This is a genomic window from Bradyrhizobium sp. 61 (genome assembly GCF_023073075.1).
GTDB classification, from domain to species: domain Bacteria; phylum Pseudomonadota; class Alphaproteobacteria; order Rhizobiales; family Xanthobacteraceae; genus Bradyrhizobium; species Bradyrhizobium barranii.
Map to the genome: position 1 here is coordinate 115631 of NZ_JADPIU010000112.1, position 26348 is coordinate 141978.

General features: G+C 63.9%; 25 protein-coding genes and 1 tRNA gene. 21 read left to right on the plus strand and 5 right to left on the minus strand.

The features are described 5' to 3' along the window. Positions 1 to 4: 4 nt before the first annotated feature. Positions 5 to 931, plus strand: coding sequence for an MBL fold metallo-hydrolase (locus IVB46_RS43190; protein WP_247316191.1), 927 nt, complete (start codon positions 5 to 7; stop codon positions 929 to 931). Between the two features lie 319 nt (positions 932 to 1250). Next, on the plus strand, positions 1251 to 1619 hold the full coding sequence (locus IVB46_RS43195) for a hypothetical protein (protein ID WP_155795487.1): 369 nt from the start codon (positions 1251 to 1253) through the stop codon (positions 1617 to 1619). A gap of 207 nt (positions 1620 to 1826) precedes the next feature. Here the strand turns inward: IVB46_RS43195 and IVB46_RS43200 are convergent, their stop codons facing one another. Further along, complete coding sequence (locus IVB46_RS43200) at positions 1827 to 2579, minus strand: glucose 1-dehydrogenase (RefSeq protein ID WP_247346024.1); 753 nt, start codon at positions 2577 to 2579, stop codon at positions 1827 to 1829. A 95-nt stretch (positions 2580 to 2674) separates the two neighbouring features. Between IVB46_RS43200 and IVB46_RS43205 the strand changes: the two genes are divergently transcribed. After that, positions 2675 to 2986 (plus strand): helix-turn-helix domain-containing protein, encoded by a 312-nt coding sequence (locus tag IVB46_RS43205; RefSeq protein ID WP_247316493.1) that lies wholly within the window; start codon positions 2675 to 2677, stop codon positions 2984 to 2986. A gap of 192 nt (positions 2987 to 3178) precedes the next feature. Here IVB46_RS43205 and IVB46_RS43210 read toward each other — a convergent pair whose 3' ends face one another. Beyond that, on the minus strand, positions 3179 to 4060 hold the full coding sequence (locus tag IVB46_RS43210) for a PhzF family phenazine biosynthesis isomerase (protein ID WP_135216236.1): 882 nt from the start codon (positions 4058 to 4060) through the stop codon (positions 3179 to 3181). 263 nt (positions 4061 to 4323) lie between these two features. Here IVB46_RS43210 and IVB46_RS43215 point away from each other — a divergent pair, with 263 nt between their 5' ends. The 3 genes from IVB46_RS43215 to IVB46_RS43225 are packed head-to-tail and all read left to right on the plus strand — an operon-like array spanning position 4324 to position 7443. Beyond that, positions 4324 to 5373, plus strand: coding sequence for a type III polyketide synthase (locus IVB46_RS43215; protein WP_247316195.1), 1050 nt, complete (start codon positions 4324 to 4326; stop codon positions 5371 to 5373). Continuing rightward, positions 5370 to 5888, plus strand: coding sequence for an isoprenylcysteine carboxylmethyltransferase family protein (locus tag IVB46_RS43220; protein ID WP_247316197.1), 519 nt, complete (start codon positions 5370 to 5372; stop codon positions 5886 to 5888). The genes IVB46_RS43215 and IVB46_RS43220 overlap by 4 nt, the downstream gene beginning before the upstream one ends. Then, a complete protein-coding gene (locus IVB46_RS43225; protein WP_247316199.1) occupies positions 5881 to 7443 on the plus strand; it encodes a DHA2 family efflux MFS transporter permease subunit in 1563 nt (520 codons plus the stop codon). Before IVB46_RS43220 ends, IVB46_RS43225 begins: the two co-directional genes overlap by 8 nt. Positions 7444 to 7641: 198 nt before the next feature. On the opposite strand, the gene IVB46_RS43230 is transcribed toward IVB46_RS43225, so the two are convergent. Continuing rightward, positions 7642 to 7718: transfer RNA gene (locus IVB46_RS43230), tRNA-Met, on the minus strand. A 316-nt stretch (positions 7719 to 8034) separates the two neighbouring features. On the opposite strand from IVB46_RS43230, the gene IVB46_RS43235 reads away from it, so the two are divergent. The 4 genes from IVB46_RS43235 to IVB46_RS43250 all read left to right on the plus strand — a co-directional run bounded on the left by IVB46_RS43235 (position 8035) and on the right by IVB46_RS43250 (position 13353). After that, positions 8035 to 9480: a coniferyl aldehyde dehydrogenase gene (locus tag IVB46_RS43235; RefSeq protein WP_247316211.1), complete on the plus strand. Its 1446-nt coding sequence runs from the start codon at positions 8035 to 8037 to the stop codon at positions 9478 to 9480. Between the two features lie 112 nt (positions 9481 to 9592). Next, the gene (locus tag IVB46_RS43240) at positions 9593 to 11191 is read left to right on the plus strand and encodes a choline dehydrogenase (RefSeq protein ID WP_247316213.1); all 1599 of its coding nucleotides are present in this window, start codon (positions 9593 to 9595) and stop codon (positions 11189 to 11191) included. A 105-nt stretch (positions 11192 to 11296) separates the two neighbouring features. Continuing rightward, the gene (locus tag IVB46_RS43245; protein WP_247346029.1) at positions 11297 to 12268 is read left to right on the plus strand and encodes an HlyD family secretion protein; all 972 of its coding nucleotides are present in this window, start codon (positions 11297 to 11299) and stop codon (positions 12266 to 12268) included. Then, a complete protein-coding gene (locus IVB46_RS43250) occupies positions 12265 to 13353 on the plus strand; it encodes an FUSC family protein (RefSeq protein WP_247346032.1) in 1089 nt (362 codons plus the stop codon). Before IVB46_RS43245 ends, IVB46_RS43250 begins: the two co-directional genes overlap by 4 nt. Before the next feature lie 167 nt (positions 13354 to 13520). On the opposite strand, the gene IVB46_RS43255 is transcribed toward IVB46_RS43250, so the two are convergent. Then, positions 13521 to 14282, minus strand: coding sequence for an SDR family oxidoreductase (locus IVB46_RS43255; RefSeq protein WP_247316219.1), 762 nt, complete (start codon positions 14280 to 14282; stop codon positions 13521 to 13523). A gap of 138 nt (positions 14283 to 14420) precedes the next feature. On the opposite strand from IVB46_RS43255, the gene IVB46_RS43260 reads away from it, so the two are divergent. From IVB46_RS43260 to IVB46_RS43270, 3 genes are all read left to right on the plus strand, one after another. Further along, positions 14421 to 14933 carry a CvpA family protein gene (locus IVB46_RS43260; RefSeq protein ID WP_247316222.1) on the plus strand — a complete coding sequence of 171 codons (513 nt, stop codon included), beginning with the start codon at positions 14421 to 14423 and terminating at the stop codon, positions 14931 to 14933. A 184-nt stretch (positions 14934 to 15117) separates the two neighbouring features. Next, positions 15118 to 15900 (plus strand): SDR family oxidoreductase, encoded by a 783-nt coding sequence (locus IVB46_RS43265; protein WP_014498394.1) that lies wholly within the window; start codon positions 15118 to 15120, stop codon positions 15898 to 15900. Then, entirely contained in the window at positions 15897 to 16886 is a 990-nt protein-coding gene (locus IVB46_RS43270; protein ID WP_247346035.1) for an NADPH:quinone reductase, read from the plus strand. The genes IVB46_RS43265 and IVB46_RS43270 overlap by 4 nt, the downstream gene beginning before the upstream one ends. Positions 16887 to 16890: 4 nt before the next feature. Here the strand turns inward: IVB46_RS43270 and IVB46_RS43275 are convergent, their stop codons facing one another. Next, complete coding sequence (locus IVB46_RS43275; RefSeq protein ID WP_038933620.1) at positions 16891 to 17322, minus strand: DUF3775 domain-containing protein; 432 nt, start codon at positions 17320 to 17322, stop codon at positions 16891 to 16893. Positions 17323 to 17443: 121 nt separating this feature from the next. On the opposite strand from IVB46_RS43275, the gene IVB46_RS43280 reads away from it, so the two are divergent. The 8 genes from IVB46_RS43280 to IVB46_RS43315 all read left to right on the plus strand — a co-directional run bounded on the left by IVB46_RS43280 (position 17444) and on the right by IVB46_RS43315 (position 26227). Further along, complete coding sequence (locus IVB46_RS43280) at positions 17444 to 18295, plus strand: MBL fold metallo-hydrolase (protein WP_247316224.1); 852 nt, start codon at positions 17444 to 17446, stop codon at positions 18293 to 18295. Between the two features lie 224 nt (positions 18296 to 18519). After that, positions 18520 to 19362 carry a fumarylacetoacetate hydrolase family protein gene (locus tag IVB46_RS43285; RefSeq protein WP_071916817.1) on the plus strand — a complete coding sequence of 281 codons (843 nt, stop codon included), beginning with the start codon at positions 18520 to 18522 and terminating at the stop codon, positions 19360 to 19362. Positions 19363 to 19502: 140 nt separating this feature from the next. Beyond that, complete coding sequence (locus IVB46_RS43290; RefSeq protein WP_028157261.1) at positions 19503 to 20114, plus strand: glutathione S-transferase family protein; 612 nt, start codon at positions 19503 to 19505, stop codon at positions 20112 to 20114. A gap of 23 nt (positions 20115 to 20137) precedes the next feature. Next, positions 20138 to 21328 carry a serine hydrolase gene (locus IVB46_RS43295; RefSeq protein WP_247346039.1) on the plus strand — a complete coding sequence of 397 codons (1191 nt, stop codon included), beginning with the start codon at positions 20138 to 20140 and terminating at the stop codon, positions 21326 to 21328. A gap of 17 nt (positions 21329 to 21345) precedes the next feature. Continuing rightward, positions 21346 to 22215, plus strand: coding sequence for an MBL fold metallo-hydrolase (locus tag IVB46_RS43300; RefSeq protein WP_247316226.1), 870 nt, complete (start codon positions 21346 to 21348; stop codon positions 22213 to 22215). A 123-nt stretch (positions 22216 to 22338) separates the two neighbouring features. Then, entirely contained in the window at positions 22339 to 23481 is a 1143-nt protein-coding gene (locus IVB46_RS43305; protein ID WP_276010594.1) for an alpha/beta hydrolase, read from the plus strand. A 66-nt stretch (positions 23482 to 23547) separates the two neighbouring features. Then, positions 23548 to 24519: an iron exporter MbfA gene (gene mbfA, locus IVB46_RS43310; protein ID WP_085403465.1), complete on the plus strand. Its 972-nt coding sequence runs from the start codon at positions 23548 to 23550 to the stop codon at positions 24517 to 24519. Positions 24520 to 24754: 235 nt separating this feature from the next. Continuing rightward, positions 24755 to 26227 (plus strand): amidase, encoded by a 1473-nt coding sequence (locus IVB46_RS43315; RefSeq protein ID WP_247316227.1) that lies wholly within the window; start codon positions 24755 to 24757, stop codon positions 26225 to 26227. Positions 26228 to 26348 lie beyond the last annotated feature (121 nt).

Here is a 26348-nt window from a genome sequence, read left to right on the forward strand (position 1 = left end):
TCCGATGACGCAGGACGGTGAGCAAGAAGCAACGCCGCCCTGGGATGCGGCTCGGGTGAACCTCACATCGAACGAACTGGCCCCCGGCGTTTTCGCGGTCATGCCTGACGACGTGTTCGAGAAAGACCACGTCGCCACCACGGCCGGCTTCGTGATCGGCGAACGCAGCGTACTCGTCGTCGAGTCAATGCTGAATGGCGATCTCGCCTCGCAGCTTATCGGGCTCGTACGCCAAGTGACGTCGAAGCCGATCCGCTTCCTCGTCAACACCAGCTATCATGGCGACCACGCCTACGGGAATTACCTGTTTCCCGACAGCACTGTCGTGATTCAGCATCCGGCGACCAAGCGCTACATGGAAGAAAGCTTCGAGGACGATCGCCGTTTCATGATCAGCCTCATGGGTAAGGGGAAGGGCATTGAACGCGTGCAGGCACGCGCCGCTGACATCACCGTCCCCGACATGATCAGCGTCGATCTTGGCAGCCGCATCGTCGAGGTCCGTCACTTTGGGTTCGCGCAGACGCCAGGCGACTTGGTCATATGGGCGCCGGACGCGAAGGTGCTTTGGGTCGGTAACATGATCCAAGCACCGTCTCCGGCGCTTCCATGGCTCCTCGAAGGGCGGCACAAGGAGACGATTACGACCCTTGCCCGCGTGCGCGACTTCCTGCCGGAAGACGCGACCATCATTCCAGGCCACGGCCGGCCGATGCGTCCCGCGGACATTGAATTCCCGCTTCGCTATCTTCGCGAGCTCGACAGCGCCGTGCGCACGGCGATCGCAGAAGGTCGATCGATCGAGGCCACGCTCGAGGCGGTCGCCATGGCGCACTACGGTGAGTACAGCCTGTTCGATTGGGCGCACAACTCCGTCAACGTGCCCGCCGCCTTCCGCCACCTGCAAGAGCCGGACGGCGGATTGGCCTAGGGGAACACGCATCGGAGTCGACCGCTAGCTTGAAGCATCTCGCCGCGTTCGCAAACCTATCGATGTAGCTGATGTTACATCGATTTTTCAATCGGATCGCCGGGAGAACGTCGGCACGCCGAAGTGTGCATGCAGCAGCGATCGAAGCGCTTGCTGTGCGCGTCACCTCATTGTCGGCTCGCAAGGCAACCCCTTTCGCTGATAGACACAGGGTCGGAGGCAGCTTTCGCCATGGAGCGGTTCGACTCGCTCCGAATCTTCCGGACCGCACGTCGGAAAGCGACTGCGGATTGGTCGGTGCAAGGAAGTCTGCCCCGTTGTGGTCTTCGCCCCTTGGGCGATCAATTTGCGGGAGCAACCCTTGGCGAAAGGGTTACAGGAAGGGGAAATCAAGCAGGAGCTGCAAAATGGCGGGCACCTGCGCAATGTCCTCATCATCACCAAGACGATCGAGGGTATGGCCGAACACCTGGCCTATGTTCGGCCGAGCTGGCGACGCGAATTCCTGCCGCTGCGAACCTGGGGCGACAAGGAAGATCGTACCTACAAGGATCTGGATCGGCTGCTCGTGCTTCTCCGCGACGACTTCGGCTATCGGGGCTTCATTGGGCTCTACATGGATGGTGATCCCGATCTCGTGCGCTATCGCGCGCTTTCGGAAAGCGAAGAGGCCGACGACAAGCCGTAAAGCTCGAATCTGACGGCGCCGCTGGCTCACTGCGTGGCTCGCGGTGACATCAGGACTCTCACCCGCAGAATAAAAATGGCTCGCTTGATGCGAGCCATTTTCTCATCGGGACCGGTAAAGTCCGAACCTGGTTGCGGGATACACCACCACTGACCACGCCGGGACGGCGCCCTTCAGCGATGTCGGGCCGCCAGGGTACGTCACGCGTCAGCGAAGGCCGCCGGTAACGTGAAGTGTCTCGCCCGTGACGTAGGACGCTTCGTCCGAAGCGAAGAAGGCCACCGCGGCAGCGATCTCCTCGACCTTGCCGATGCGGCCGAGCGGGGTGGTGGATTCGATCCAGTTGCGCATGTCGCCCTCGTGCAGGCCGGCGGACACGACGCCTTCGGTGGCGATCATGCCCGGATTGACGGCGTTGACGCGGATCTTGCGCGGCGCGAGCTCCTTCGACAGCACGGAGGAGATCGCATCCACCGATGCCTTCGTCGCGGTGTAGACGGCGGTGTTCGCCGGCGCGATGGTCGATACGCCGGAGCTGATGTTGATGATGCTGCCCCCATTGGGATTGAAGTGCTGAACCGCTTCCCCCGAAATCAAGAGAAGCCCGAGCACATTGAGGTCGAAAAGCTTGTGGAAATGCTCAGGCGTGATGGCCTCGAGCGCCGCGAACTCGTAGATGCCCGCGTTGTTAACGAGGATGTCGATCGCACCGAACGCCTTCACGGTCTCCGCGACGACGCTTTTCACGTTTTTGGCATCGGCCAGGTTGCCGTGCACGGCTACAGCTTTGCCACCCTTGGCGATGATGGCTGCGACCACGCGGTCGGCGGCCTCTTTGCTGGCGCTGTAATTGATGGCAACCGCCGCACCCTCAGCCGCAAGCCGGGCTGAGATTTCGGCGCCAATGCCTTTGGATGCGCCGGTCACGAGCGCAACTTTGCCTTCGAGTTTCTTGGTCATCGCATGTCTTCCGTTGTTCGGCGGGATGCCGATATTCAATAGTTCAATACTAGTGAACTATTGAATGAGTTCAAGGGACGTGCTATATTTTGGGCATGGTGCAGTTTGTTCACCCATCGCGGGACGAGATTACACTCGCCGGGGTGCTTGGAGCTCTCGCGGATCCGATGCGGCTGCGCATCGTCAAAAGCCTGGCCGCGCAAAACGATTGCATGTCGTGCACCGAGGCCGCGCCTTGCCCCGACATGGCGAAGTCGACCCTGTCGAACCATTTTCGGATCCTGCGGGAGGCCGGCCTGATCCGGACGTCAAAGCAAGGCGTCCAGCACCGCAACGTTTTGCGCGAAGAGGACATCAACGCGCGGTTTCCGAAACTGCTGAAAATAATCCTGAGCTTTCCAGACTGAGGGCATTCGCGCACGACAGATTTGTGGAGCGCGCAAGGGATCGGCTGATGTTGCCACCGAGCGTATCCCAAAACAAAAATGGCTCGAGCTTCCGTCCCGGCGCAGCGCGTTGCCCGGCGTTCGCGCCATGATCGATTTTCTGGCTACAGCGCTGAAGGCCCAGGTCTAGCGCGCCGTCTCTAAGCCGACCTGCTAGGGCTGCAAGACATGTTGCTCCGCGCGCGTGACGGAGCCTCCAAGCAGGCAACCCACAGGCCGGCTGTCAGCGAAGCCGAGCCGCACCCGAATCTCGGACAACGACCCCATCGCCCGGCCCTGCATGATGGTGATCCGCGCGCTGTTGCGCTCGACCAGGCCGTTCTTGAGCAGTCCGAACGCGAGCGCCGCGGCGGCAATGCCGGTGGCAGCATCTTCCGGGTAGCCTGATGACTTCGGAAACTGTCGCGCCTCGAAGCGCCGTTCGCCCTGATGTTCGATGGCGTAGGGGTAAAGTCCGGTGGACCCGATCCGCCCGCAGCACGCCTCGATCTGCGCCGGGTCCGGCACCAGCTCGTTGAGCTCGCGGACGCCCTTGATCGGGATGAGCGTCTTCACGCGCGACGTGACGGCGTTCTGCACTGGCATATCAAGCAGATCGCGGCGCGACAGCTTGAGCGTCGACAGAACGTCCTCCTCTTCGGCACGCGAGAGATCAACGACCTTGCCGACGGGCTGGCTGATCTCGACGGACGGTTCGCCCGAGTCCACACGATCGACATAACCCGTCACCGATCCGCTGCGCGTCTCGATGCGGACCTGTTCGCCCGGCAAGCGCCCCTTGGTCGCGAGGACCCAGAGCGCGCCGATGGTCGCGTGACCGCACATCTCCATCTCGTGTCGCGGAACCCAGAACCGGAAGACGTAGTCAGAGTCGAGTCCCGGCGCCGGCAGGACGAAGCCCGACTCATGCCCGAAGTGCCGGGCCACCGACTGCATCCCCGCAGCAGTCAGGTTCGATGCATCGATGACAATTGGACAGGGGTTGCCGCCGCGCCCCGTGTGGGTGAACACGTTGACAAGGTCGATCTCGGTCATTGGACAGCTCACTTCATGGAGTGCGCGACGGCGTCAACGATCGCGTTGGCAACGGTTTGATGGACCATGGTCAGATTCTGATGGCGCTCGAATGCCTCGCTGGGCGGAAGCGACAACCTCTGCATGTCGAATCCAAACCTGGGAAGTCGTAACGCTATTCAAGATTTAGTGACATGTCCGGCTAGATCATTTCTTACAAGCGTCGAAATATTTGCACCGCGCCGATGTTTCTTATGCTGATGACAGCAACACCAGGATCCCCGATGCCCCCGGCTGCGCTGGTCTCCCTGGCGACGTCGGTGCCTCCCCACGTGTTTTTGCAAGAGGACGTGCTGACGGCGGCATGGGATGTCTTCGGCGCCCGCTTTCCCGAATTCGAACGGTTCTCAAGCATTTTCTCGAATACCGGTATAGTCAAGCGTCACGGCGTCAAGCCGTTCGACTGGTATCTCGAACGACGAGGCTGGCCCGAACGCACCGAGGCCTTTCTCGAGGGAGCTGAAGCGCTATTTGTCGATGTCGCCGAGAAGGCGCTGGCAAGCGCACAACTTGCTGGCGGCGATGTCGACACTGTCGTGACCGTCTCTTCCACGGGAATCGCGACACCAAGTCTCGAGGCGCGCGTTGCTCGCCGGATGGGCTTCCGGTCCGACATGATGCGTGTACCGGTGTTTGGTCTTGGCTGTGCGGGCGGGGTTTCGGGTCTATCGATTGCGTCGCGCCTCGCCCAAGCGCGCCCTGGCACCAACGTGCTGTTGGTCACGATCGAGCTCTGCTCACTCGCACTTCGCCTGGACGAACTTACCAAAGCCAACATCGTCGCCGTCAGCCTGTTTGGCGACGGCGCTGCTGCAATCGTGTTGCGCGCGGGCGATGGCGGTGCGACGCAGATCGAGGCTGCCGGCGAACACCTTTGGCCGGATACGCTTGGCATCATGGGATGGAGTGTCGATCCGGAAGGATTCGGCGTCATCTTTCGCCGCACCATACCTGAGTTCGTCACGAGGCATTTCAACTCCGCCGTGACCGAAATTCTCTCCAGAATGCGTCTTTCGGTGGAAGACATTGACCGGTTCATCTGCCATCCCGGCGGCGCGAAGGTTATCTGTGCATTGGAAGGCGCGCTCGCGCTCGACCAAGGAACGCTTTCCCATGAACGACAGATTATCGCCGACTTTGGTAACATGTCGTCACCCACTGTATTGTTCGTGCTTGAGCAGGCTCGCGCGAAAGGGCTGCCGGCGCGCTCACTGTTGACGGCGCTCGGACCCGGCTTCACCGCGAGCTGTGTCACGCTACGGCACACTTCGTGACGTTTGCTGAACTCATTCTCGGCGCCATCACGCTGCAGCGCGTCGGCGAGCTCGTCATTTCGCGCGCTAACACTCGAAAGCTCCTGGCCCGCGGCGCCGTCGAGGTGGCACCCCGGCATTATCCGTTGATCATCACGGTTCATGCCACCTGGCTGTTGTCGCTGTGGGTGTTCGGCCGCGACCAACCGGTGAATGTCGTTGCCCTGGCCGGCTATCTTATCCTTCAGTGCCTTCGCTTCTGGGTCATCTGGACGCTCGGCTCACGATGGACGACGCGGATTATTGTTCTGCCCGAACAGCCGCTCGTGTCAGCGGGACCCTATCGATTTCTGTCGCATCCCAACTATGCCGTGGTTGCCGGCGAGATCGCCGTGCTCCCTTTGGTTCTGGGTCTGCCGCTGCTGGCCATCGTCTTCACCATCCTCAACGCCGCGGTTCTCGCGATCCGCATACGGGCCGAAAACCTCGCCCTCGCCGCATCCCGTGAGACATTGTGCGTGGCGCATAATGACTGAACGGGTTACCGAGCCGAGTGCAGCTACGTGGCTTGGCTTCGTCCTGATGTGCCTCGGCATGTTCATGGCGATCCTCGACATTCAGGTCGTCGCCACTTCGCTACCCACGATCCAGAGTACACTCGCCATATCGCGAGAGGCGATGAGCTGGATTCAAACCGCGTATCTGATCGCCGAGATCATCGCCATTCCACTGACCGGGTGGCTTACGCGCGTTCTGACGCTGCGATGGCTGTTCGTTATTGCGATCAGCCTCTTTACCCTTGCCTCCATCGGCTGCGCGTTCAGCAGCAGTTTTACGACGCTTGTCAGCTTCCGCGTGCTTCAGGGTTTCGCTGGCGGCGTGCTGATTCCGGCGGTTTTTTCCGCTGTCTTTCTGCTGTTTCCGATCCGTTTGCATCCCGTTGCCACCACCATGGCCGGCATTATGGCCGTGCTGGCGCCCACGGTCGGGCCGGTGGTCGGTGGCTGGATCACCGACACCTGGTCCTGGCATTGGCTGTTTCTGATCAATGTCGCTCCTGGGGTGGTCGCCGCACTCGCCACGCCAATGCTGCTGCCGCGCGAACGACCCCGGCTTTCTGATCTGGCTACACTCGACGTGCCATCTCTCGGACTTCTTGCGGTTTCGCTTGCATGCCTGGAGATCGGTCTGAAGGAAGGCCCGCAACGCGGGTGGCTTTCTCCATTCTGCTCCATCCTGATCGTCTTGAGTGCTGCCGCGGCAACCGTCTTCGCCATCCGAACACTCAGGGCCGCGCATCCGGTGGTCGAACTGTCGACATTTAGATCGCGCTCGTTTGCAATCGGTTGCGCATTGAGCTTCTTCCTCGGAGTTGGATTGTTCGGCTCGGTCTATCTCATGCCGGTCTTCCTCGCCTATGTTCGACATCATGACGCATTTGAAATCGGCACGATCATGCTCGTCACCGGCGTTGCGCAGCTTGCCACCGCGCCGATTGCGGGCCTGCTGGAAAGCAGGTTTGATCCCCGCTGGTTGTCGGCGGCGGGGTTTGGTCTGTTCGCGATCGGGCTGGGTTGCAGTGCATTCGAGAGCCGTGTCGCCGACTTCCAAGAAATGTTCTGGCCGCAAGTCTTGCGCGGCGTTGCGATCATGTTTTGCCTGTTGCCTCCGACCCGGCTGGCGTTGGGTTCGCTGACCGCATCACGGGTACCCGACGCAAGCGGCCTGTTCAACCTGATGCGAAACCTCGGGGGCGCAATCGGCATCGCGCTGATCGATACGATCCTTTACGGGCGCACCGGCGGACATGCCGACGCTTTGCGCGAGCGCCTGATTGCGGGCGATGTGACTGCGGCTCAGGCGATCGGGCTTGACCTGACGCTGTTTACCCACCGCCCTCCGCAGGTCTCCGATGCCACGGTTGAAGCCTATCTGCGTCCCATGGTCGAAAAGGCCGCGTTCGCGCTCAGCGCCAAAGAAGCCTGGGCCCTCCTCGCTTGCGTGGCGCTGCTCGGACTGTTGCTCATTCCGTTCGCGGCCGGTCCCTTGGAAGGTACTGATGAGAATTCTGGTGATGGCGCACTCAATTGAGTGGTGAATGGAGATCGCAATTGCCGCGACGCCCCGCCCAACCGGCGAAGTTCGGCGTGGTTCGCTTACCTATCTGAGGAAGGCCGCACTGACCGGGGACTCGTCGTGACCTGAGACGGTAGGTGCCCGCCCCACCAAACAAAAATGGCCCGCGTAATGCGGGCCATTTTCGTATCGGAACCGGTAAAAGTCCGAACTTGGTTGCGGGGATAGGATTTGAACCTATGACCTTCAGGTTATGAGCCTGACGAGCTACCGGGCTGCTCCACCCCGCGTTAAACCGTCGCTTTGCCTTGGCCAAGATGCCGGGGACGGTGGATGAAGTGGCCGGCGCTGTTCGCGTGGCTTGCTTCGTCCGTCCCAAAGGCTTCCTTGGAAGGCAACCCCGGGGCAAAGCCCCTCGGGGGCGAGGCGTATGTACCAACCCGGGCTGCCTTTGGAAAGGGCCGCGGGGACGTTTTTTTCGACTTTATGACAGTGAGTTGGGCCGATTTCCGGCCCGTTTGGTGCGCTCTTGCCAGAAGTTCCACAAAGGGCCAGCTTGCGGGCAACAAAACCGGGGGCAAACGTCGTTTTCAGGGGAGACCACCCATGGACCATACCTTGGACCGCCCCTTGGCGAGCGCGCCACTCCCGGCGCTGAAGGATGCCTTCGAGGCCATGGTCGCGCGGGCACGGGCCGAGCCGGCGCCCGACCTGGCCGAGCGGCTCGACCGGCTGGCGCGGCTGCGCACTGTCGTCGCCGACAACGAGGAGCGTTTCCGGCAGGCGATCTCGGCCGATTTCGGCCACCGCTCGGCCGTCGAGACCACCATCGCCGAGACGATGCTGGTGTTCTCCGAGATCCGGCATGCGACCAAGCACCTGAAGAGCTGGATGGCGCCGCAGCGCGTGGCCACCGCGCTGCAATTCCTGCCCGCGCGCAACCGGCTGATCCCGCAGCCGCTCGGCGTGGTCGGCATCATCGCGCCCTGGAATTATCCGCTCCAGCTGACGCTCGCGCCCGCGATCGGCGCCATCGCCGCCGGCAACCGCGTCATCATCAAGCCGAGCGAGCTGTCGCCGCACTTTTCCGCGCTGCTGAAGGAGACGATCGCGCAAAAGTTCGATGCTACCGAGGTGCTCGTCGCCGGCATCGACGACGAGATCGCAAAGGCCTTCGCGAGCCTGCCGTTCGACCATCTCGTCTTCACCGGCTCGACCCGGGTCGGCCGGCTGGTCGCGGAGGCCGCCGGGCGCAATCTCACGCCCGTGACGCTCGAGCTTGGCGGCAAGTCGCCGGCGATCATCGACGCCTCCGCCGATCTCGAGGAGGCGGCCGAGCGCATCGCCTACGGAAAGCTGCTCAATGCCGGGCAGACCTGCATCGCACCGGACTATGTGCTGGTGACCGAGCGCTCGTTGCAGGCCTTCGCCGAAAAAGTGCGCGCGCAGATGCGGCGCATGTTCGGCACCGATCCGGCCAACAAGGACTACACCTCCGTCATCTCCGACCGGCACTATGCGCGGCTGGAAAATCTCGTCGCGGACGCCGCCCAGCACGGCGCAAAGATTTTGCAACCGGCGAAGGCGGACGACCCCAACTGGAAAGCACACCGCAAATTCCCGCCGACGCTGATCGTCGGCGCGACCGAGGCGATGGCGGTGATGCAGGAGGAGATTTTCGGCCCCGTTCTGCCGGTGCTGGGCTATCGCGATCCGGCGGAGGCGATCGCCTTCGTCAACGCCCGCGACCGGCCGCTGGCGCTCTACTGGTTCGGCAAGGATCGCGCCGCCCGCGACGAGGTGCTGTCGCGCACGATTTCCGGCGGCGTCACCGTCAACGACTGCCTGTTCCACTTCGCGCAAGCCAACCAGCCGATGGGCGGCGTCGGCGCATCCGGCACCGGCGCCTATCACGGCGAATGGGGCTTTCGCACGTTCAGCAAACTGAAGCCGGTGTTTTATCGCTCCAAGTTCAACCGCCTCGCCGACCTCTACCCGCCCTACGGCGGCAAGATCGCGCGGCTGGAGAAGTTGATGCGGTTCATGTCGTAGCTTTCAGTCATTGCGAGCGAAGCGAAGCAATCCAGAATCCCGCCGCGGGGACAGTCTGGATTGCTTCGCTTCGCTCGCAATGACGAGAAGAAAATGCAGGGGGGAAACATCAGTGACTGACACATTCGATTTCGTCGTCGTGGGCGCGGGGTCCGGCGGCTGCGCGGTGGCGGGGCGGCTGTCGGAGGATGCGGCGACATCCGTGGCGCTGCTCGATGCCGGCGGACGGAACGACAATTGGCGGATCACCACGCCATTCGGGCTTGCCCTGCCGTACAGCGCGGCCAATTGGGCCTTCGATACCGTGCCGCAGAAGGGATTGAACGGCCGTATCGGCTATCAACCGCGTGGCAAGGGCCTCGGCGGGTCCTCGGCGATCAACGCCATGGTCTATATCCGCGGTCATCGCGCCGACTACGACCATTGGGCCGCGCTCGGCAATGCCGGCTGGTCGTATACGGACGTGCTGCCCTATTTCAAGCGCTCGGAGAACAATTCCGATTTCGACGGCGAGTTTCATGGCAAGGGCGGTCCGCTGCACGTCAACAGACTGCGCTCGGAGAATCCGATCCATGACATCTTCCATCAGGCCGCGCGCGAGGCGCAGTTTCGCATCCGCGAGGACTTCAATGGTGAGGACCAAGAAGGGCTCGGCAGCTACCAGGTGACGCAGCACCATGGCGAGCGCTGGAGCGCGGCGCGCGCCTATCTGCATCCCCACATGGACAAGCGCGCGAACCTGCGCGTCGAGACGGGGGCGCAGGCCACGAAAATCCTGTTCGAAGGCGGGCGCGCGGTCGGCATCGAATATGTGCAGGGCAAGCAGACGAAACAACTGCGCGCTCGCCGCGAGGTGATCCTCGCCGGCGGCGCGTTCCAGTCGCCGCAGCTATTGATGCTGTCGGGCATCGGCGATGGCGAGGCGCTTCGTACGCAGGGCCTCGGCGTCACGCATCATCTGCCGGGCGTCGGGCGCAATCTGCAGGACCATCCGGATTTCGTGTTCGTCTACGCCTCCGACTATCCGCACTTCGTTCATTCATCGCTGGGCCGGTTGCCATCCCTGCTCCGCGCGATCCAGCGGTATCGCCGCGAGCGACGCGGCCTAATGACCACCAATTTCGCCGAGTGTGGCGGCTTCCTGAAGACCAGGCCCGACCTCGCGGTGCCAGACATCCAGCTCCACTTCGTCATCGCGATGCTCGACGACCACGGCCGCAAGAAGCACAAGGAGGCGGGCTTCTCGTGCCATGTCTGCCTGCTCAGACCGAAGAGCCGCGGCAGCGTATGGCTGAAGAGCGCCGATCCGCTCGCTGCCCCCATGATCGATCCGAACTTTCTGGGCGAGGCGGAAGATCTCGAGTCGATGGTCGCGGGCTTCAAGACCACGCGGCGGCTGATAGAGACGCCCGCGCTGCGCGCGTTGCAGAAGAAGGACATGTTCACGTCCGATGTGAGAACGGACGACGACATCCGCGCCATCCTGCGCAATCGCGTCGATACCGTCTATCACCCCGTCGGCACCTGCAAGATGGGCACGGATGCGATGGCCGTGGTCGATCCGGCGCTGAAGGTGCACGGCATCGAGGCTTTGCGCGTCGTCGACGCCTCGATCATGCCGACGTTGATCGGTGGCAACACCAACGCGCCGACGATCATGATCGGGGAGAAGGCGGCGGATATGATCAGGGCGGAGATGCGGACAAACTAGCGGTGCGGCACGAACGGGACTTTTCGAGCTGCAACCGGCCAGGATAGACTGCTCATCTAGCCCGGAGAAGTTGATGCCCGCCGCTGCCTCGGAGTTTTGCCTGACATGACGCGTGGACGACGGGTCGGACTTGCGGCAGCGATCGCGCTGGCGCTTTTCGTTGCCTATGAGGTGATATCGTCGTTCGTCGCCTTCACCGACGACGCCTATGTTCAGTCCGATCTGGTCGCGCTCGCGCCTCAGGTGACTGGGCGCATCATTGCCGTACATGTCGCCGACAATCAGGATGTGGCCGAGGGCGACCTGCTTGCCAGCATCGATCCCGTACCTTTCCAGTTGGCCCTGGATCAGCGGCGTGCCGATCTTGCCGAGGCCCGCGCGCAGATCGCCTCCGACCAGCACCGGATCGCATCGGCACGGGACGCGTTGGCGGCGGCGAGCTCGGCCGCGGATTTTGCGAGCGAAAACGAAAAGCGCCTGACGACGCTCGCCTCGGCCCAGGATGTCTCCCGCGTCGCGCTCGACCAGGCGAGCGATACGCTGCGGCGCGCGAATGCGGCACGCGACGCCGCACAGGAGTCGGTCGCCGCGACGGAGGCCACGCTATCCATGCATCAGGCGAGCGAAACCCGCGCCAATTCGGCGCTGGCACTCGCAGAATGGCAGCTCGCCCGCACCAAGCTGGTCGCACCAACCAGCGGCACGGTCACGTCGCTCAGCCTGCGCGTGGGCGACACTGCACAGGCCGATGTGCCGCTGATCGGCATCGTCGATGCCCGCGCCTGGCGCATCGTCGCCAACTTCAAGGAAAGCTACATCCGCGGCTTTGCCGTCGGCAGCACGGCCTGGGTGTCGCTGGACTCAAATCCCTGGCATCTACGCGGTGCCAAGGTGACCGGCATTGCTCGTGGCATCAGCCGCGAACCCGTGCCCAATCGCCTCCTCAACTACGTGGCGCCGACCACTGACTGGATCCGCCTCAAGCGCCGCTTTCCGGTGACGCTGACGCTGGTCGATCCGCCACCCGACCTGAGACTCTATATGGGTGCCGACGCCAGGGTGGTCGTGCTGCCATGAGCGGGGCCGCGACGCGAGCGGTCTCTGCATTGCGGCGGGAGTTGCTGGAGATCGATCTGGCCGGCCCACGCGGCCATCATTGCAGCCGCGTTGCACTGGCCGTCGCGCTGGCCGTGATCGTGGCGCTTGTGCTGCGGGTGGACGCACCATGGTGGGCGGCGATCAGTGCCTTCGTCTCGACGCAGGTGACGGCGCCCTCTTCCTTGCGTCGCGGCGCCCTGCGCATCGTCGGTACGGCGATCGGTGCCGCTGCAGGCCTGCTCTTGAGCCCGTGGCTGATCGAGGACCAGGTTGCACTGAGCCTCGCACTGTTCGTCGCAAGCAGCATCGGCGTGCTCGGCCTGCAAGTCAGTCGCCACGGCTATGCCTGGCTGCTCGGCGCCGTCACAGCCGACATGGTGCTGCTCGCAACGCTCGACGATCCGACCTCGGCGCTGTCAGTTGCCTGCAACCGTACTGCCGAGGTGACGATCGGCACTCTCGCCGCCATTCTGGTCTCGCACCTGCTGTCGCCGCGCGAGGATCATGCGCCGCCACGTCCGCGGGCGCCGGGCTGGTCCGACCTTCTCGGCGCGCAATGGGCCTCGACCCAGCACGCAATGCGCGCGGGCCTTGGTGTGATGCTGGTGCCGCTGGCATGGAGCTGGCTGCAATTGCCGAGCTTCTCGCAGGCCGCAATCACGGTCGCGGCCGTGATGGCCGTGCCGGCAATATCCGACGACGATGCTGCGAATCGCGAGAAGATCGCGGCCCGTGGCACGCATCGCATCCTCGGCTGCCTGATCGGCGGCCTCGCCGGCCTCGCGGTGCTGATCGCCTCGTTCGAAAACTTCCTGCCCTGGCTTGCCGCGCTTGCCATCGGGGTCTGGGTCGGTGCGCATGTCCAGGCGAGCGCGCGCGATATCGGCTATGTCGGCACACAGGGCGCGGTCGTCTTCATCATGACGATGGTGCAGGGATCAGGGCCGCCGTCCAGCATCATTCCCGGCATCGAGCGCCTTGCCGGTATCACCGGCGGGCTGCTGATCGTCGAGATCGTCGCTATCCTGCTGACGCCCTCGGCTAGGAACGCTGAAACAAGATAATGCGGTAGCTCTTCTCCATCTCCCCGTTCTTACGGGGAGAGGATTGGCGTGAAGGGCTATCTCGGCAAAAACGGTGATAGCTGGACTCGCGGAGACTCCCTCTCACCCGGAATTTGCTCTCGCAAACTCCGGCCTCTCCCCGCTTGCGGGGAGAGGCGAAGTCAGGCTCAATTCAGCAGGAAACCACCATCGACGGTGATGACACTCCCCGTCATGTACCGCGACGCCTTCGAGGCCAGCAGCAGGATCGCGCCATCGAGATCGGACTCGGCGCCGACGCGGCGCTGCGGGATGCGCTTGGTCAGGCGTTCGCCCGGCGGGGTGGACCAGAAGGCGTGATTCATTTCGGTATCGATATAGCCTGGCGCCAGCGCGTTGATGCGGATGTTCTGGCCCGCGAGCTCCAGCGCCATCGCCCTGGTCGCCTGGAGGATGCCGGCCTTGGAGATCGCATAGGGCGACACCGCCTTCAGCACGCCGGTGCCGAGCACGGAAGCGATGTTGACGATGTTGCCTTCCTGCTTGCGCGCGATCATGCGGCGCGCGACTTCGGTCGCGAGGAAATAAGCGCCTTTCAGATTGGCGCCGATCACGGCGTCCCAATCGGCTTCGGTCTGCTCGGTCGCGAGCTTCTCGATGGCGATGCCGGCATTGTTGATCAGCACCGTGATCGGACCGAGCACGGCTTCCGTGGCATCCACGGCCTTGGCGATCGATGACATGTCAGTGACGTCGAGCGCGACCGCGGCAGCGCGGCCGCCCTTGCCGCGGATCCCCTCCTCCAGGCTCTTCAGCTTGTCGGCCTGCCGCGCGGCGAGCGCGACGGCCGCGCCATGGTCCGCCAGAACCCGGGCAAATTGCCGCCCCAGCCCCTGGCTCGCGCCCGTCACTAGGATGGTTTCTTGACTGACGTCGAATAAGTCTGACATGACGCTTGCCTTGAGTGTTTTCCCTGAGCTTTGGAGCCACCAATACAGACGATTTTAACGATCTGAAACCGGAATGATCGGTCCGGCGTTCATTCGTTCCATCGACGCAAGCGTTCCATCGAGGCAGGCCTGACGCTCATGAACAGTTTCGATCTCGCGGTCTATGCGGCACTGGTCGTCGCGATCGGCTTCGGTTTCAGGACTGGCCTGCTCGGCAGCGCCATGACCATCCTCGCCTATCTCCTGGCCGCTCCCATCGCCGTCGGACTGATGCCGCTGATCGTGCCGCAGGTCGCGAGCAATCCGAACGCGCCGCTGCTGCAAAACTGGATCTGGTTCTTCGGCATCTTCGTGGTCGTCGGCATGCTCCTTGGTTATATCGGCCGCCTCGCGCTGAACGACACGATACGCGAAGCCGGGATCGGCGACCGGCTCGCCGGCGCCGCACTCGGCGCCGTCAGGGTCGGCCTCGTCGCCACCACCCTGGTGCTGGTGTTCGACCAGATCGTGCCGGCCAACCGCCAGCCGCCGTTCCTCGCCGGTTCGCATCTGCGGCCGCTGTTCTCGGCGGCCGGCAAGATGGGCTTCAAGACATTGCCGCCGGAGGCCGCGGCCGCGATCGACCGCCTCAAGCAGGAACGGCGCATCTAGCTTATTGTCTGGGCATGATCTTTTCGGAAAACCGCTGCACACTTTTCCGGATCATGCCCGCACATTTGCATCGCCGCGCGACCGCGCCATGCATTTTGACGCGGCCCCCTCCCTTATCAGCGGCGCCACGATTGGCTAGAGTGCGGCCCGTCTAAAACCTGCCTGACATTACGGGAGTGAAACAGTGGATCTTGGGATCAAAGGTCGCCGCGCCATCGTCTGCGCATCCAGCAAGGGCCTTGGCCGCGCCTGCGCCATCTCGCTGGCGGAAGCCGGCGTTGACGTCACGCTGACCGCGCGCGGCGCCGAAGCCCTGAAGAAGACGGCCGACGACATCCGCAAAGCCTATCCGGGCGTGAAGGTCACCGAGATCGTCGGCGACATCACGACGCCTGCGGGCCGCGAGGCCGTGCTGAAGGCCTGCCCCGAGCCGGATATCCTCATCAACAATGCCGGCGGCCCGCCGCCCGGCGATTTCCGCAACTGGACCCGCGACGACTGGATCAAGGCGATCGACGCCAACATGCTCACGCCCATCGAGCTGATCAAGTCGACCGTCGACGGCATGATGGCGCGCAAGTTCGGCCGCATCGTCAACATCACCTCGGCGGCGGTGAAGGCGCCGATCGACATCCTCGGTCTCTCCAACGGCGCGCGCGCCGGCCTCACCGGCTTCATCGCCGGCCTGTCGCGCAAGACCGTGATCAACAACGTCACCATCAACGGCCTGTTGCCGGGTCCGTTCGAGACCGACCGCCTGACCGGCACCGCGAAGGCCGAGGCCGACAAGCGCGGCACGACGCCGGAGCAGATCCTGGCCGAGCGCGCCAAGCTCAACCCCGCCGGCCGCTTCGGCCAGCCCGACGAGTTCGGCTATGCCTGCGCCTTCCTCTGCGGCGCCAAGGCCGGCTTCATCACGGGCCAGAACATCTTGCTCGACGGCGGCGCCTTCCCCGGAACGCTGTGAGAGCGGTCTGGTACGAGCAAACAGGACCGGCCGTCGACGTCCTCACCTATGGTGAGATGGCGACGCCGGTCGCGGGTCCAGGCGAGGTTCGCATTCGCCTGGAGGCCTCCGGCGTCAATCCGGCCGATGTCGGCCGGCGCGGCGGCAGCTATCGCGCGATGGAATTTTCGCGCGTCATTCCGAACAGCGATGGCGCGGGTTTCGTCGACCAGATCGGCGACGGCGTGACGCGCTTCAGGGTCGGCGACCGGGTCTGGCTGTTCAACGGCCAGCGCAACGGCCGCGCCTTCGGCACGGCGGCCGAATATATCGCGCTCGCCGAGCAGCTGGTGACGCCGCTGCCGGATCATCTTTCCTCTGCGGAAGGCGCAACGCTCGGCATCCCCGCGATGACCGCATGGTGCAGCCTGTTTGCGGATGGGCCGATCGTCGGCAAGACCGTGCTCATCACCGGCGGCGCCGGCGCGGTTGGCCATTATGCCGTGCAGCTCGCCAAATGGGGCGGCGCGCAGGTGATCGCGACGGTCAGCTCGGCGATGAAGGGCGAGCAAGCCCGGCGCGCGGGCGCCGATCTCGTGGTCAATTACAGGGACGAGGACGTCGTCGCCAAGGCGATGGCGTTCACCGGCGGACGTGGTGTCGATCGCGTGGCCGATGTCGATTTCGGCGGCAACATCGCGACCACGTTGAAGCTGATGGCGCTCAATTCGACGATCGCCGTCTACGCCACCAACGGCAACCGCACACCCACGGTGCCGATGCGCGAACTGATGGAGAAGTGCATCACGCTCCGCTCGCTCGTCTTGTTCGCGCTATCGCCCGCGCTGCTTGCGGCGGCGCAGGCCGACATCACGAAATGGCTGGCGGCAGGGCCGCGCATTCACAACGTCGCGGCGCAGTTCGCGCTATCGGATACCGCGCAGGCGCATCTCGCGGTCGAGAAGGGTGGCAAGCTCGGCACCGTGATCGTCGACTGCGCACGATGACGACTTAGGATACCGGCGTGGTCCGCTCGTCGGTCCAGTCTATGCCGAGTTCGTCCATGCCGTCGGCGAGGAGATCGCCCAGCATCGGCTCGCCCAGCAGGTATTGTACCGTTTCGCGGCGCGGGTTCTTGTATTCACCGCGCGCCTCGGCGGCGCGGGCACGCAGATCGTCCCACTCCTCCACTTCGCCATCGCCGCGGCCAAGCCACATCAGCGTGACGAGGTCGAGCTGCTCGTCCTCGTTCAGCGCGCGGATGAAACCGGACAGCTCGGCTGCGACCGGGTCGGAATTGGTGTCCTCGAGCACGTCGATCTCGTCATCATCAGAGGGATTGGAGCCCGAGTCGGGGTCGGACGCCGCCTCCTTGACGTCGAATTCGCGGGCCTTCTCGATGATGAAGGCGACCTTCTCGGCGGAAATGGCAAGCTCTGGCATCGTCGCTCTCTCTGGCTGTCTCGGGGTTCCCCCGATAACGCAACATCGCGACAGATGATCCATTGCGTTCGACGGCGGAAGGCCGCATCTTTCGCGAAAGCAAGAAAATTGGGATCGCCGCATGCCGTGGACCGTGGGCAAGGTCAAAATCACCAAGATCGTGGAAATGGAGACGGTCGGCTCGACCCGCTTCATCCTGCCGGCCGCGACCAATGACGAGATCCAGAAGCTGCCCTGGCTGATCCCGCATTTCGCCACCGAGGAGGGCCGGCTGAAAATGTCGATCCACTCGCTGGTGGTGGAGACGCCGACGCGCCGCATCGTGGTCGACACTGGCCTTGGCAACGACAAGCAGGGTCGCGGTGTCCCGGTCTGGAATAACCGCAGCACGCCGTTTCTGGAGACGATGACGGCAGCGGGCTTTCCCCCTGACAGCATCGACACCGTGCTGTGCACGCATCTTCATGTCGATCATGTCGGCTGGAATACAAAGCTCGTCGATGGCAAATGGGTGCCGACTTTCCCCAGGGCGCGCTACCTGTTCGGCAAGACCGAGTACGAATATTGGCGCGACTATACGGCCGAGCCGGACAAGGTCGCGGTGTTCAACGATTCCGTGAAGCCGGTCGTCGATGCGGGCGTGGCCGAGTTGATCCCGAGCGATCAACGGCTCAGCGAGGAGATCAGCGTGATCCCGACCCCCGGCCACAGCCCCGGGCATATGAGCGTCCTGATCGAGTCCGGCGGCGAACAAGGGTTGCTCAGCGGCGACGTCGCCCATCACCCCTGCCAGATGGCGCATCTCGACTGGTGCTCGGTCGTCGACACCGATACCGCCCAGTCGGCGGAAACCCGGCACAAGGTGTTCTCGCGCTTTGCCGATACCCCGACGCTGGTGATCGGCGGCCATTTCTCGGCCGGGCACATCAAGCGGGACGGGGATGCGTTCAAATTTGTGGCGCTGCAATCGTAGGGTGGGCAAAGCCACCGGGTCGCGCGAATGCGCGCCCGATGACAGGCTCCGCGTGCCCACCATACCGGGCCATCAAAAAGAATTGGTGGGCACGGCGCTGCGCGCCTTTGCCCACCCTACAAAGGAAGGGCTGCAATGCGCCCCACTTTGAGCGGTTGAATTTCCCGCCGCCCTGTTCCATGAAGCTATTTAACCGATCGGTCCATCTCCAGGGAGAAACGAGAATGAAGCTTGTTCGTTATGGCGAAAAGGGTGCGGAAAAGCCCGGCCTGATCGACAAATCCGGCCAATTGCGCGACCTGTCGGCGCATGTGAAGGACCTGACCGGCGAGGCCTATTCGCCGGAATCCCTGAAGAAGCTGGCCGGCCTTGACCCGGCCTCCCTGCCCGCCGTCTCCGGCAAGCCACGCTTCGGCGCGCCCGTCACCGGCATCTCGAAATTCGTCGCCATCGGCCTCAACTACAGCGACCACGCCAAGGAAACCGGCGCCGCGATCCCGACCGAGCCGATCATCTTCATGAAGGCCAACACCTCGCTGTCCGGCCCGAACGATGCGGTCGAGAAGCCGCGCGGCTCGACCAAGCTCGACTGGGAAGTCGAGATCGCCGCCATCATCGGCACCCGCGCTAAGTATGTCTCGGAAGCCGATGCGCTGAACTACGTCGCCGGCTATTGCGTCTGCAACGACGTCTCCGAGCGCGCCTTCCAGACCGAGCGCCTGGGCCAGTGGACCAAGGGCAAGTCGCACGACACCTTCGGCCCGGTCGGCCCGTGGCTCGCGACCAAGGACGAGATCAAGGATGTGCAGAACCTGTCGATGTGGCTCGACGTCAACGGCCAGCGCCGCCAGACCGGCTCGACCCAGACCATGATCTTCTCCATGGCCAAATGCGTCTCCTACGTGTCGCAGTTCATGACCTTGCTGCCGGGCGACATCATCACCACCGGCACCCCGCCCGGCGTCGGTCTCGGCATGAAGCCGCCGACCTTCCTCAATGTCGGCGACGTCGTCACGCTCGGCATCGAGGGCCTCGGCGAGCAGCGCCAGGAGATCGTGGCGGCATAAGCTTCCGCCCTCTCCCCGTCATTGCGAGCGTAGCGAAGCAATCCAGAAATCCTCCTGCTGAGACAGTCTGGATTGCTTCGTCGCTTCGCTCCTCGCAATCACGATAACCAACTGCCGGTCACCGCGTAGGACATTTTCCGATGAAACTCTCCTTCTCCGCCGCCTCGCCCTTCGCCCGCAAGGTGCGCATCGCCGCGATCGAGCTCGGGCTGATCGACAAGATCGAGCTGACGCCCGCGACCGTCGCGCCGGGCACGGTCAATGAGGATTATTCGCGCATCACGCCGCTGAAGAAGCTGCCGGTGCTGATCACCAATGACGGCGACGTCATTCTGGATTCCTATGTGATCGTCGAATATCTCAACGAGATGGCCGGCGGCAGCCTGATCCCCGATTACGGCCCGCGGCGCTGGAAGGCCAAGACCAATCACTCCCTGATCAACGGCATGCTCGATTCCATGCTGCTGTGCCGCTACGAGAAGATGGTGCGGCCGCAGGGCCTGCAATGGCAGGCATGGTCGGACGACCACTGGAACCGGGCCTGGACCGGCATGGCGCGCTTCGAGAACATGCCCGAAGTTTTGAACGGCCCGTTCGATATCTCGCAGATCGGCCTCGTGTGCGTGCTCGGCTATGCCGACTTCCGCTTCGCCGATTGCGGCTGGCGCAAGGCCTATCCGAAACTCGACGCCTTCCACCAGAAGATGCTGGAGCGCCCCTCGGTCAAGATCTCGGTGCCTCCAGCGGCGTAAACTAGGCTGCGGGGAGAAGGACGATGCGCGATCGCTTCCCCCGCCTCAGCATTCTCGGCGCGAGCCTCGTGCTCGCGTTGACCGTCTCAGCCACTTCCGTGCAGGCCGACGGCATGGCGCCTGGACAACGAAATGTCGCCTGCGAATCGCCATCATCAATCGATGACGGCTGGACGACTGCATCGCCCAACAGCGTTGGCATGGACGGCGCGCGACTCTGCGGCATCGCCGCACGGCTCGAGCAACGGGCGACCTCGGTCCATTCGGTTGTCGTCGCACGCCACGGCAAGCTCGTCTTCGAGCAGTATTTTCCCGGCTACGACCAACCCTGGGGACAACCGGACGGCCAGCACGAATTCACCGCGACGACGAAGCATGACATGCGTTCGGCATCGAAGAGCGTCGCTTCGCTGCTCGTCGGCATCGCGATCGATCGCAAGCTGATCGAAGGCGTCGACGAGCCCGCGCTCAAATTCTTCCCCGACCATCAGGCGGCGAAGCAGGCGGGCTGGGAGGCCATCACGCTGCGCCATCTGCTAACGATGTCCTCCGGCATTGAATGGGACGAGGCACGGTCCTGGACCGATCCGAAAAACGACGAGCCGCATCTCACCTTTGAGGCCGATCCGATCGGCTATGTGCTCGCAAAGCCAGTCGCTGCGCCGCCCGACGTGCTGTGGACTTATAATGGCGGCGGGACTGAACTGCTCGGCAACATCCTCGAACGCGTCTCGGGCAAGCCGCTGGAGGCATTTGCTCGCGAGGTGCTGTTCCAGCCGCTCGGGATCAGCGATGTCGAGTGGAAAGCCTATAAGAACGGCAAGATCGCAGCGGCCGCGGGCCTTCGCTTGCGGCCGCGCGATGCGGCGAAGATCGGCCAGCTCGTGCTCAATCGCGGCCAGTGGAACGGCCGGCAGATCGTCTCGGCCGACTGGATCGCACAATCGACCACGCCGCGCTTCCAGGCGATCGGCTATTTCGGCAGCACGATGTTCTACGGCTATCAATGGTGGATGGGCCGCGCGCTCGCCGGCGACAAGGAAATCAAATGGGTTGCTGCCTTCGGCTGGGGCGGCCAGCGCATCTTCATCGTGCCCGAGCTTGATCTCGTCATGATGACCACCGCTGCCCAATACGGCCAGCCGAAGGAAGGGCTGGCCGCGATCGACATCCTCTCCAACATCGTCATTCCATCCGTGCGCGACGCACGGTGAGTGCAAGGGAAGCGAGCATGAGCCTGAAACTCACCGTCGGCGATCTCACCATCCATCGCGTCATCGAGCAGGAAACCTCGTTCGTCCCGGCACTGGACATGCTGCCGGGATTGACGGCCGAGGTGCTGGCCGAGAACCGGGCATGGATGCGGCAGGCCAAGGCGCTGGACGAGCAGGACGTACTGCTCCTGTGCTTCCAGTCCTATGTGGTGAAGACGCCGCACCACACCATCCTGATCGACAGCTGCATCGGCAACGACAAGCCGCGCCCGCAGCGGCCGAAATGGAACATGAAGACCGACGACACGTACTTGCGCGGACTCAACGCAGCCGGGTTCGCGGTCGACGACATCGATTTCGTGATGTGCACGCATCTGCATGTCGACCACGTCGGCTGGAACACGCGGCTCGAGAACGGCCGCTGGGTGCCGACTTTCCCCAAAGCGCGCTACCTCTTCGCCAAGCAGGAATACGACCACTGGTTCGCGGAGAATGCGAAGGCGGAGATCCCGCCCTTCGCCGACAGCGTGCTGCCGGTGGTCGAGGCCAGGCGCCACGAGCTGGTCGGCAACGATCATCAGATCGGCGATCACGTCCGCATCCTGCCGACGCCGGGACATACGCCCGGCCATATCGCCATCACGATGGGCCGCGGCAAGGACGACGCCGTGTTCTCCGGCGACCTCATGCATTCGCCGCTGCAGACGCTCTATCCGGAGCTGTCGATCAAGTTCGACGTCGACCCGGCCGCGGCGGCGAAAACGCGCCGCAGCTTTCTCGAGCGCTATTGCGACACCGACACGCTGTGCTGCACCGCGCATTTCCCCTCGCCGTCGGTCGGGAAGATCAGGCGCAAGGGCAGCGCGTTCGTGTGTGCGGCGGTGTAGCGCGCGGCAATCGCCCGGCTTCCGTCATGCCCGGGCTTGTCCCGGGCATCCACGTTCTTACAATCAACGGCAACAAAAACGTGGATGGCCGGGACAAGCCCGGCCATGACGAGGAAACAAAAAATGGCCGACCTCCCCGACGTCCCTCTCCCCGCCGGCATCCGCTCGCGCTATGTCGACGGCATCAACGGCTTGCGCATGCACGTGCTCGAAGCCGGCTTCGAGACCAAGGGGCGGCCCTGCATCCTCTTGCTGCACGGCTTTCCTGAGCTCGCCTTCTCCTGGCGCAAGGTGATGCCGGCGCTGGCCTCGGCCGGTTATCACGTGATCGCGCCGGACCAGCGCGGCTATGGCCGCACCACGGGATGGACCGCGGATTACGACGGCGATCTCACGCCGTTCTCGCTCCTCAACCTCGTGCGCGACGCGCTCGCCCTGGTGTCGGCGTTCGGCTACAGGCAGGTCGATCTCGCCGGGCATGATTTCGGCAGCCCGGTCGCGGCCTGGTGCGCCCTGATCCGGCCCGACGTGTTTCGCTCGGTGACACTGATGAGCGCGCCGTTCGGCGGAGCGCCGCCGCTGCCGTTCGGCACCGTCGACAGTCCGGCAAAGCCGCCAGCAGAAGACCCCGTGCATCGCGAGCTCGCCGCGCTGCCGCGCCCGCGCAAACACTATCAATGGTACTACGCGACGCGCCCGGCCAACGCCGACATGCAGCGCGCGCCGCAGGGCGTGCACGATTTCCTGCGCGCTTACTATCACCACAAGAGTGCGGACTGGACCGACAACAAGCCATATCCGCTGAAGTCGTGGTCCGCGGGCGAACTCGCCAAGCTGCCGACCTACTACGTGATGGACGCCGGCGAGACCATGGCGGAGACGGTTGCGAAGGAGATGCCCTCGCCGGCCGCGATCGCCGCCAACCAATGGCTGCCGGACAGCGACCTCGCCTATTACAGCGCCGAATACGGCCGCACCGGATTCCAGGGGGGCTTGCAATGGTACCGCTACGGCACGTCGGGCATGCTCAACAGCGAGATGCAGCTGTTTGCGGGCCGCAGCATCGACGTGCCCTCGTGCTTCATCTCGGGCAAGCAGGATTGGGGCACCTATCAGCGCCCCGGCGTGTTCGAAGCGATGCAGGGGCGCGGCTGCACGAAGATGCTCGGCTGTCACCTCGTCGACGGCGCCGGCCATTGGGTGCAGCAGGAACAGCCGGCAGAGGTGAGCCGCCTGCTGCTCGAGTTCCTCGCAAAAGCCGCCTGATTTGACCCGGGAACCCTGGCGCCCTATATAGTTTAGAATAATTCTAAACTATCGAACAGGGCCGCCGTGAAGACTTTTGCCGAACTGACCGAGCGTGAGGTGCTCGCGGTCGCGATCTCCTCCGAGGAGGAGGACAGCCGCATCTACATGACCTTCGCCGAGGACTTGCGCGAGCGTTACCCGGACACGTCGAAGATTTTCGAGGAGATGGCCGAGGAGGAACGCGGCCACCGGCATCGGCTGCTGAAACTCTATGAGGAACGCTTCGGCCAGCACCTGCCGCCGATCCGCCGCGAGAACGTCAAAGGCTTTCTGCGCCGGCGGCCGATCTGGCTGACGAAAAACCTGCCGCTCGACACCATCCGGAAAGAGGTCGAGACCATGGAGCTCGAGGCCGAGCGCTTCTACGCGCGGGCCGCCGAGCAGGCCGAGGATGTCGGCGTGCGCCGCCTGCTCGGCGATCTCGCCGAGGAGGAAAAGCATCACGAGAACCGCGCCGTCGCGCTGACCGACGAAATCCTGAAGCCGGACGTGCGCGCCGAGGAAGATCGCACGCGACGGCGGATGTTCGTGCTGCAATATGTGCAGCCTGGCCTCGCCGGCCTGATGGACGGATCGGTCTCGACGCTGGCGCCGCTGTTCGCCGCAGCTTTCGCCACCCACCAGAACTGGCAGACGTTTCTGGTCGGCCTCGCCGCCTCGATCGGCGCCGGCATCAGCATGGGCTTTGCGGAGGCGCTGTCCGACGACGGCTCGCTCACCGGGCGCGGCTCGCCATGGCTGCGCGGCATCACCTGCGGCGCGATGACGACGCTCGGCGGGCTCGGCCACACCCTGCCTTATCTCGTCCCAGACAGCTGGCCGAACGCATTCTGGATCGCAACGGGAATCGCCGGCGTCGTCGTGTTCTTCGAATTGTGGGCGATCGCCTTCATCCGCGCGCGTTACATGGACACCCCGTTCCTCCAGGCCGTGTTCCAAATCGTGCTCGGCGGCGCCATCGTGCTGGCGGTGGGGATCTTGATCGGGGCGGCGTAGGGCCACATTCTCGGTGTCATGCCCCGGCTCGACCGGGGCATCCAGTACGCCGCGGCTTCTCGGTTCTAGTCTCGCGGCCTCGGAGTACTGGATCGCCCGGTCAAGCCGGGCGATGACACCGACTTTTTGGCGTCCGCCCGACGAGCCTCACCGGCATATCAATCGCGATCAAACGGCGGTTGCGGCATTCGGTCAAACTGCGCATCATCCTTTCAGGGAAGCGCAGGAGCATGTCGTGGCGAAATCGGAATGGAGTTACAAGAGCGCGGTCGAGCTGTCGGCCGCGTTGACCGCAAAGAAGGTCTCCGCGGTCGAGCTCACGCAGGATGCGATCGATCGCATCGAACGTCACGACGGCAAGGTCAACGCGATCTGCGTCCGGGATTTCGACCGCGCGCTTAGCGCCGCGCGGGACGCGGACGCGGCCCGGGCGCGCGGCGAGCGGAAGCCGCTGCTCGGCCTCCCAATCACCGTGAAGGAATCCTATAACATTGCCGGCCTGCCCACGACCTGGGGCATTCCCGCGCAGAAGGATTTTGTCGCAAAGGAAGACGCGCTGCCCGTCACGCGGGTGAAGGACGCCGGCACCGTCATCGTCGGCAAGACCAACGTGCCGCTCGGGCTCGGCGACTGGCAGAGCTACAACGACATCTACGGCACCACCAACAATCCCTACGATCTCGGCCGCACGCCGGGCGGCTCGTCCGGCGGCTCCTCGGCCGCGCTCGCCGCGGGCTATGGCCCGCTGTCGATCGGCTCCGACATCGGCGGCTCGCTGCGCGTGCCGGCGTTCCATTGCGGCATCTATGCGCACAAGCCGACCTTCAGTCTCGTCGCAATGCGCGGCCACACGCCGCCGCCGCTGCCGCCTTTGCCGTTCGAGCGCGATCTCTCGGTGATCGGCCCGATGGCGCGCAGCGCCGCCGATCTTTCGCTGGTGCTCGACGTGATGGCCGGGCCCGATCCGATCGACGCTGGCCTCGCCTACCGGCTCGAGCTGCCGGCGGCGCGCCACACGGCATTCAAGGATTTCCGCGTGCTGGTGATCGATACCGATCCGGTGCTGCCGACCGACACCGCCGTGCGCGGCACCATCAACCGGCTGGCCGACAATCTCGCCAAGGCTGGCGTCAAGATCGAGCGCAGCAGCCCGCTGCTGCCGGATTTCGCGGCCTCCTCGCGGCTCTATATGCGCATGCTGATGTCGTTCCTCGGCTCGACCTTCGCGCCGGATGTCTACGCCGGCGCCAAGGCAGCCGCAGCGGCGTTGCCAGAGGGCGACAACAGCTTGGCTGCCGAACGGCTGCGCGGTATCGCGCTCAACCATCGCGACTGGCAGGCGGCAAATGCCGGACGCACGCGGCTGCGGGCGCAATGGCGCGAGCTGTTCAAGACGTACGACGCCGTGATCTGCCCGGTGATGCCGACGGCAGCCTATCCGCACGACCATTCGCCCGAGCAGGAAAGGCGCCGGATCAAGATCGACGGCAAGGAGCACGTCTATCCGGACCAGCTCGCCTGGCCGGGCATCGCGACGCTCCCCGGTCTGCCCTCGACCGCGATTCCGACGGGCTTTGCGCCTGATGGACTACCCATCGGCGTGCAGATCGTCGGCCCGTGGCTGGAAGACCGCACGCCGCTCAAGCTCGCCGAGCTGATCGAGCGCGAATTCGGCGGGTTCGTGCCGCCCCCTTTGTTCAATGACTAGTGCCTCCCGTCATTGCGAGGAGCCCTTGCGACGAAGCAATCCAGACTGCATCCGCGGAGACATTTCTGGATTGCTTCGCTACGCTCGCAATGACGGAGTAAAATAACATAGAGGGAGAGAA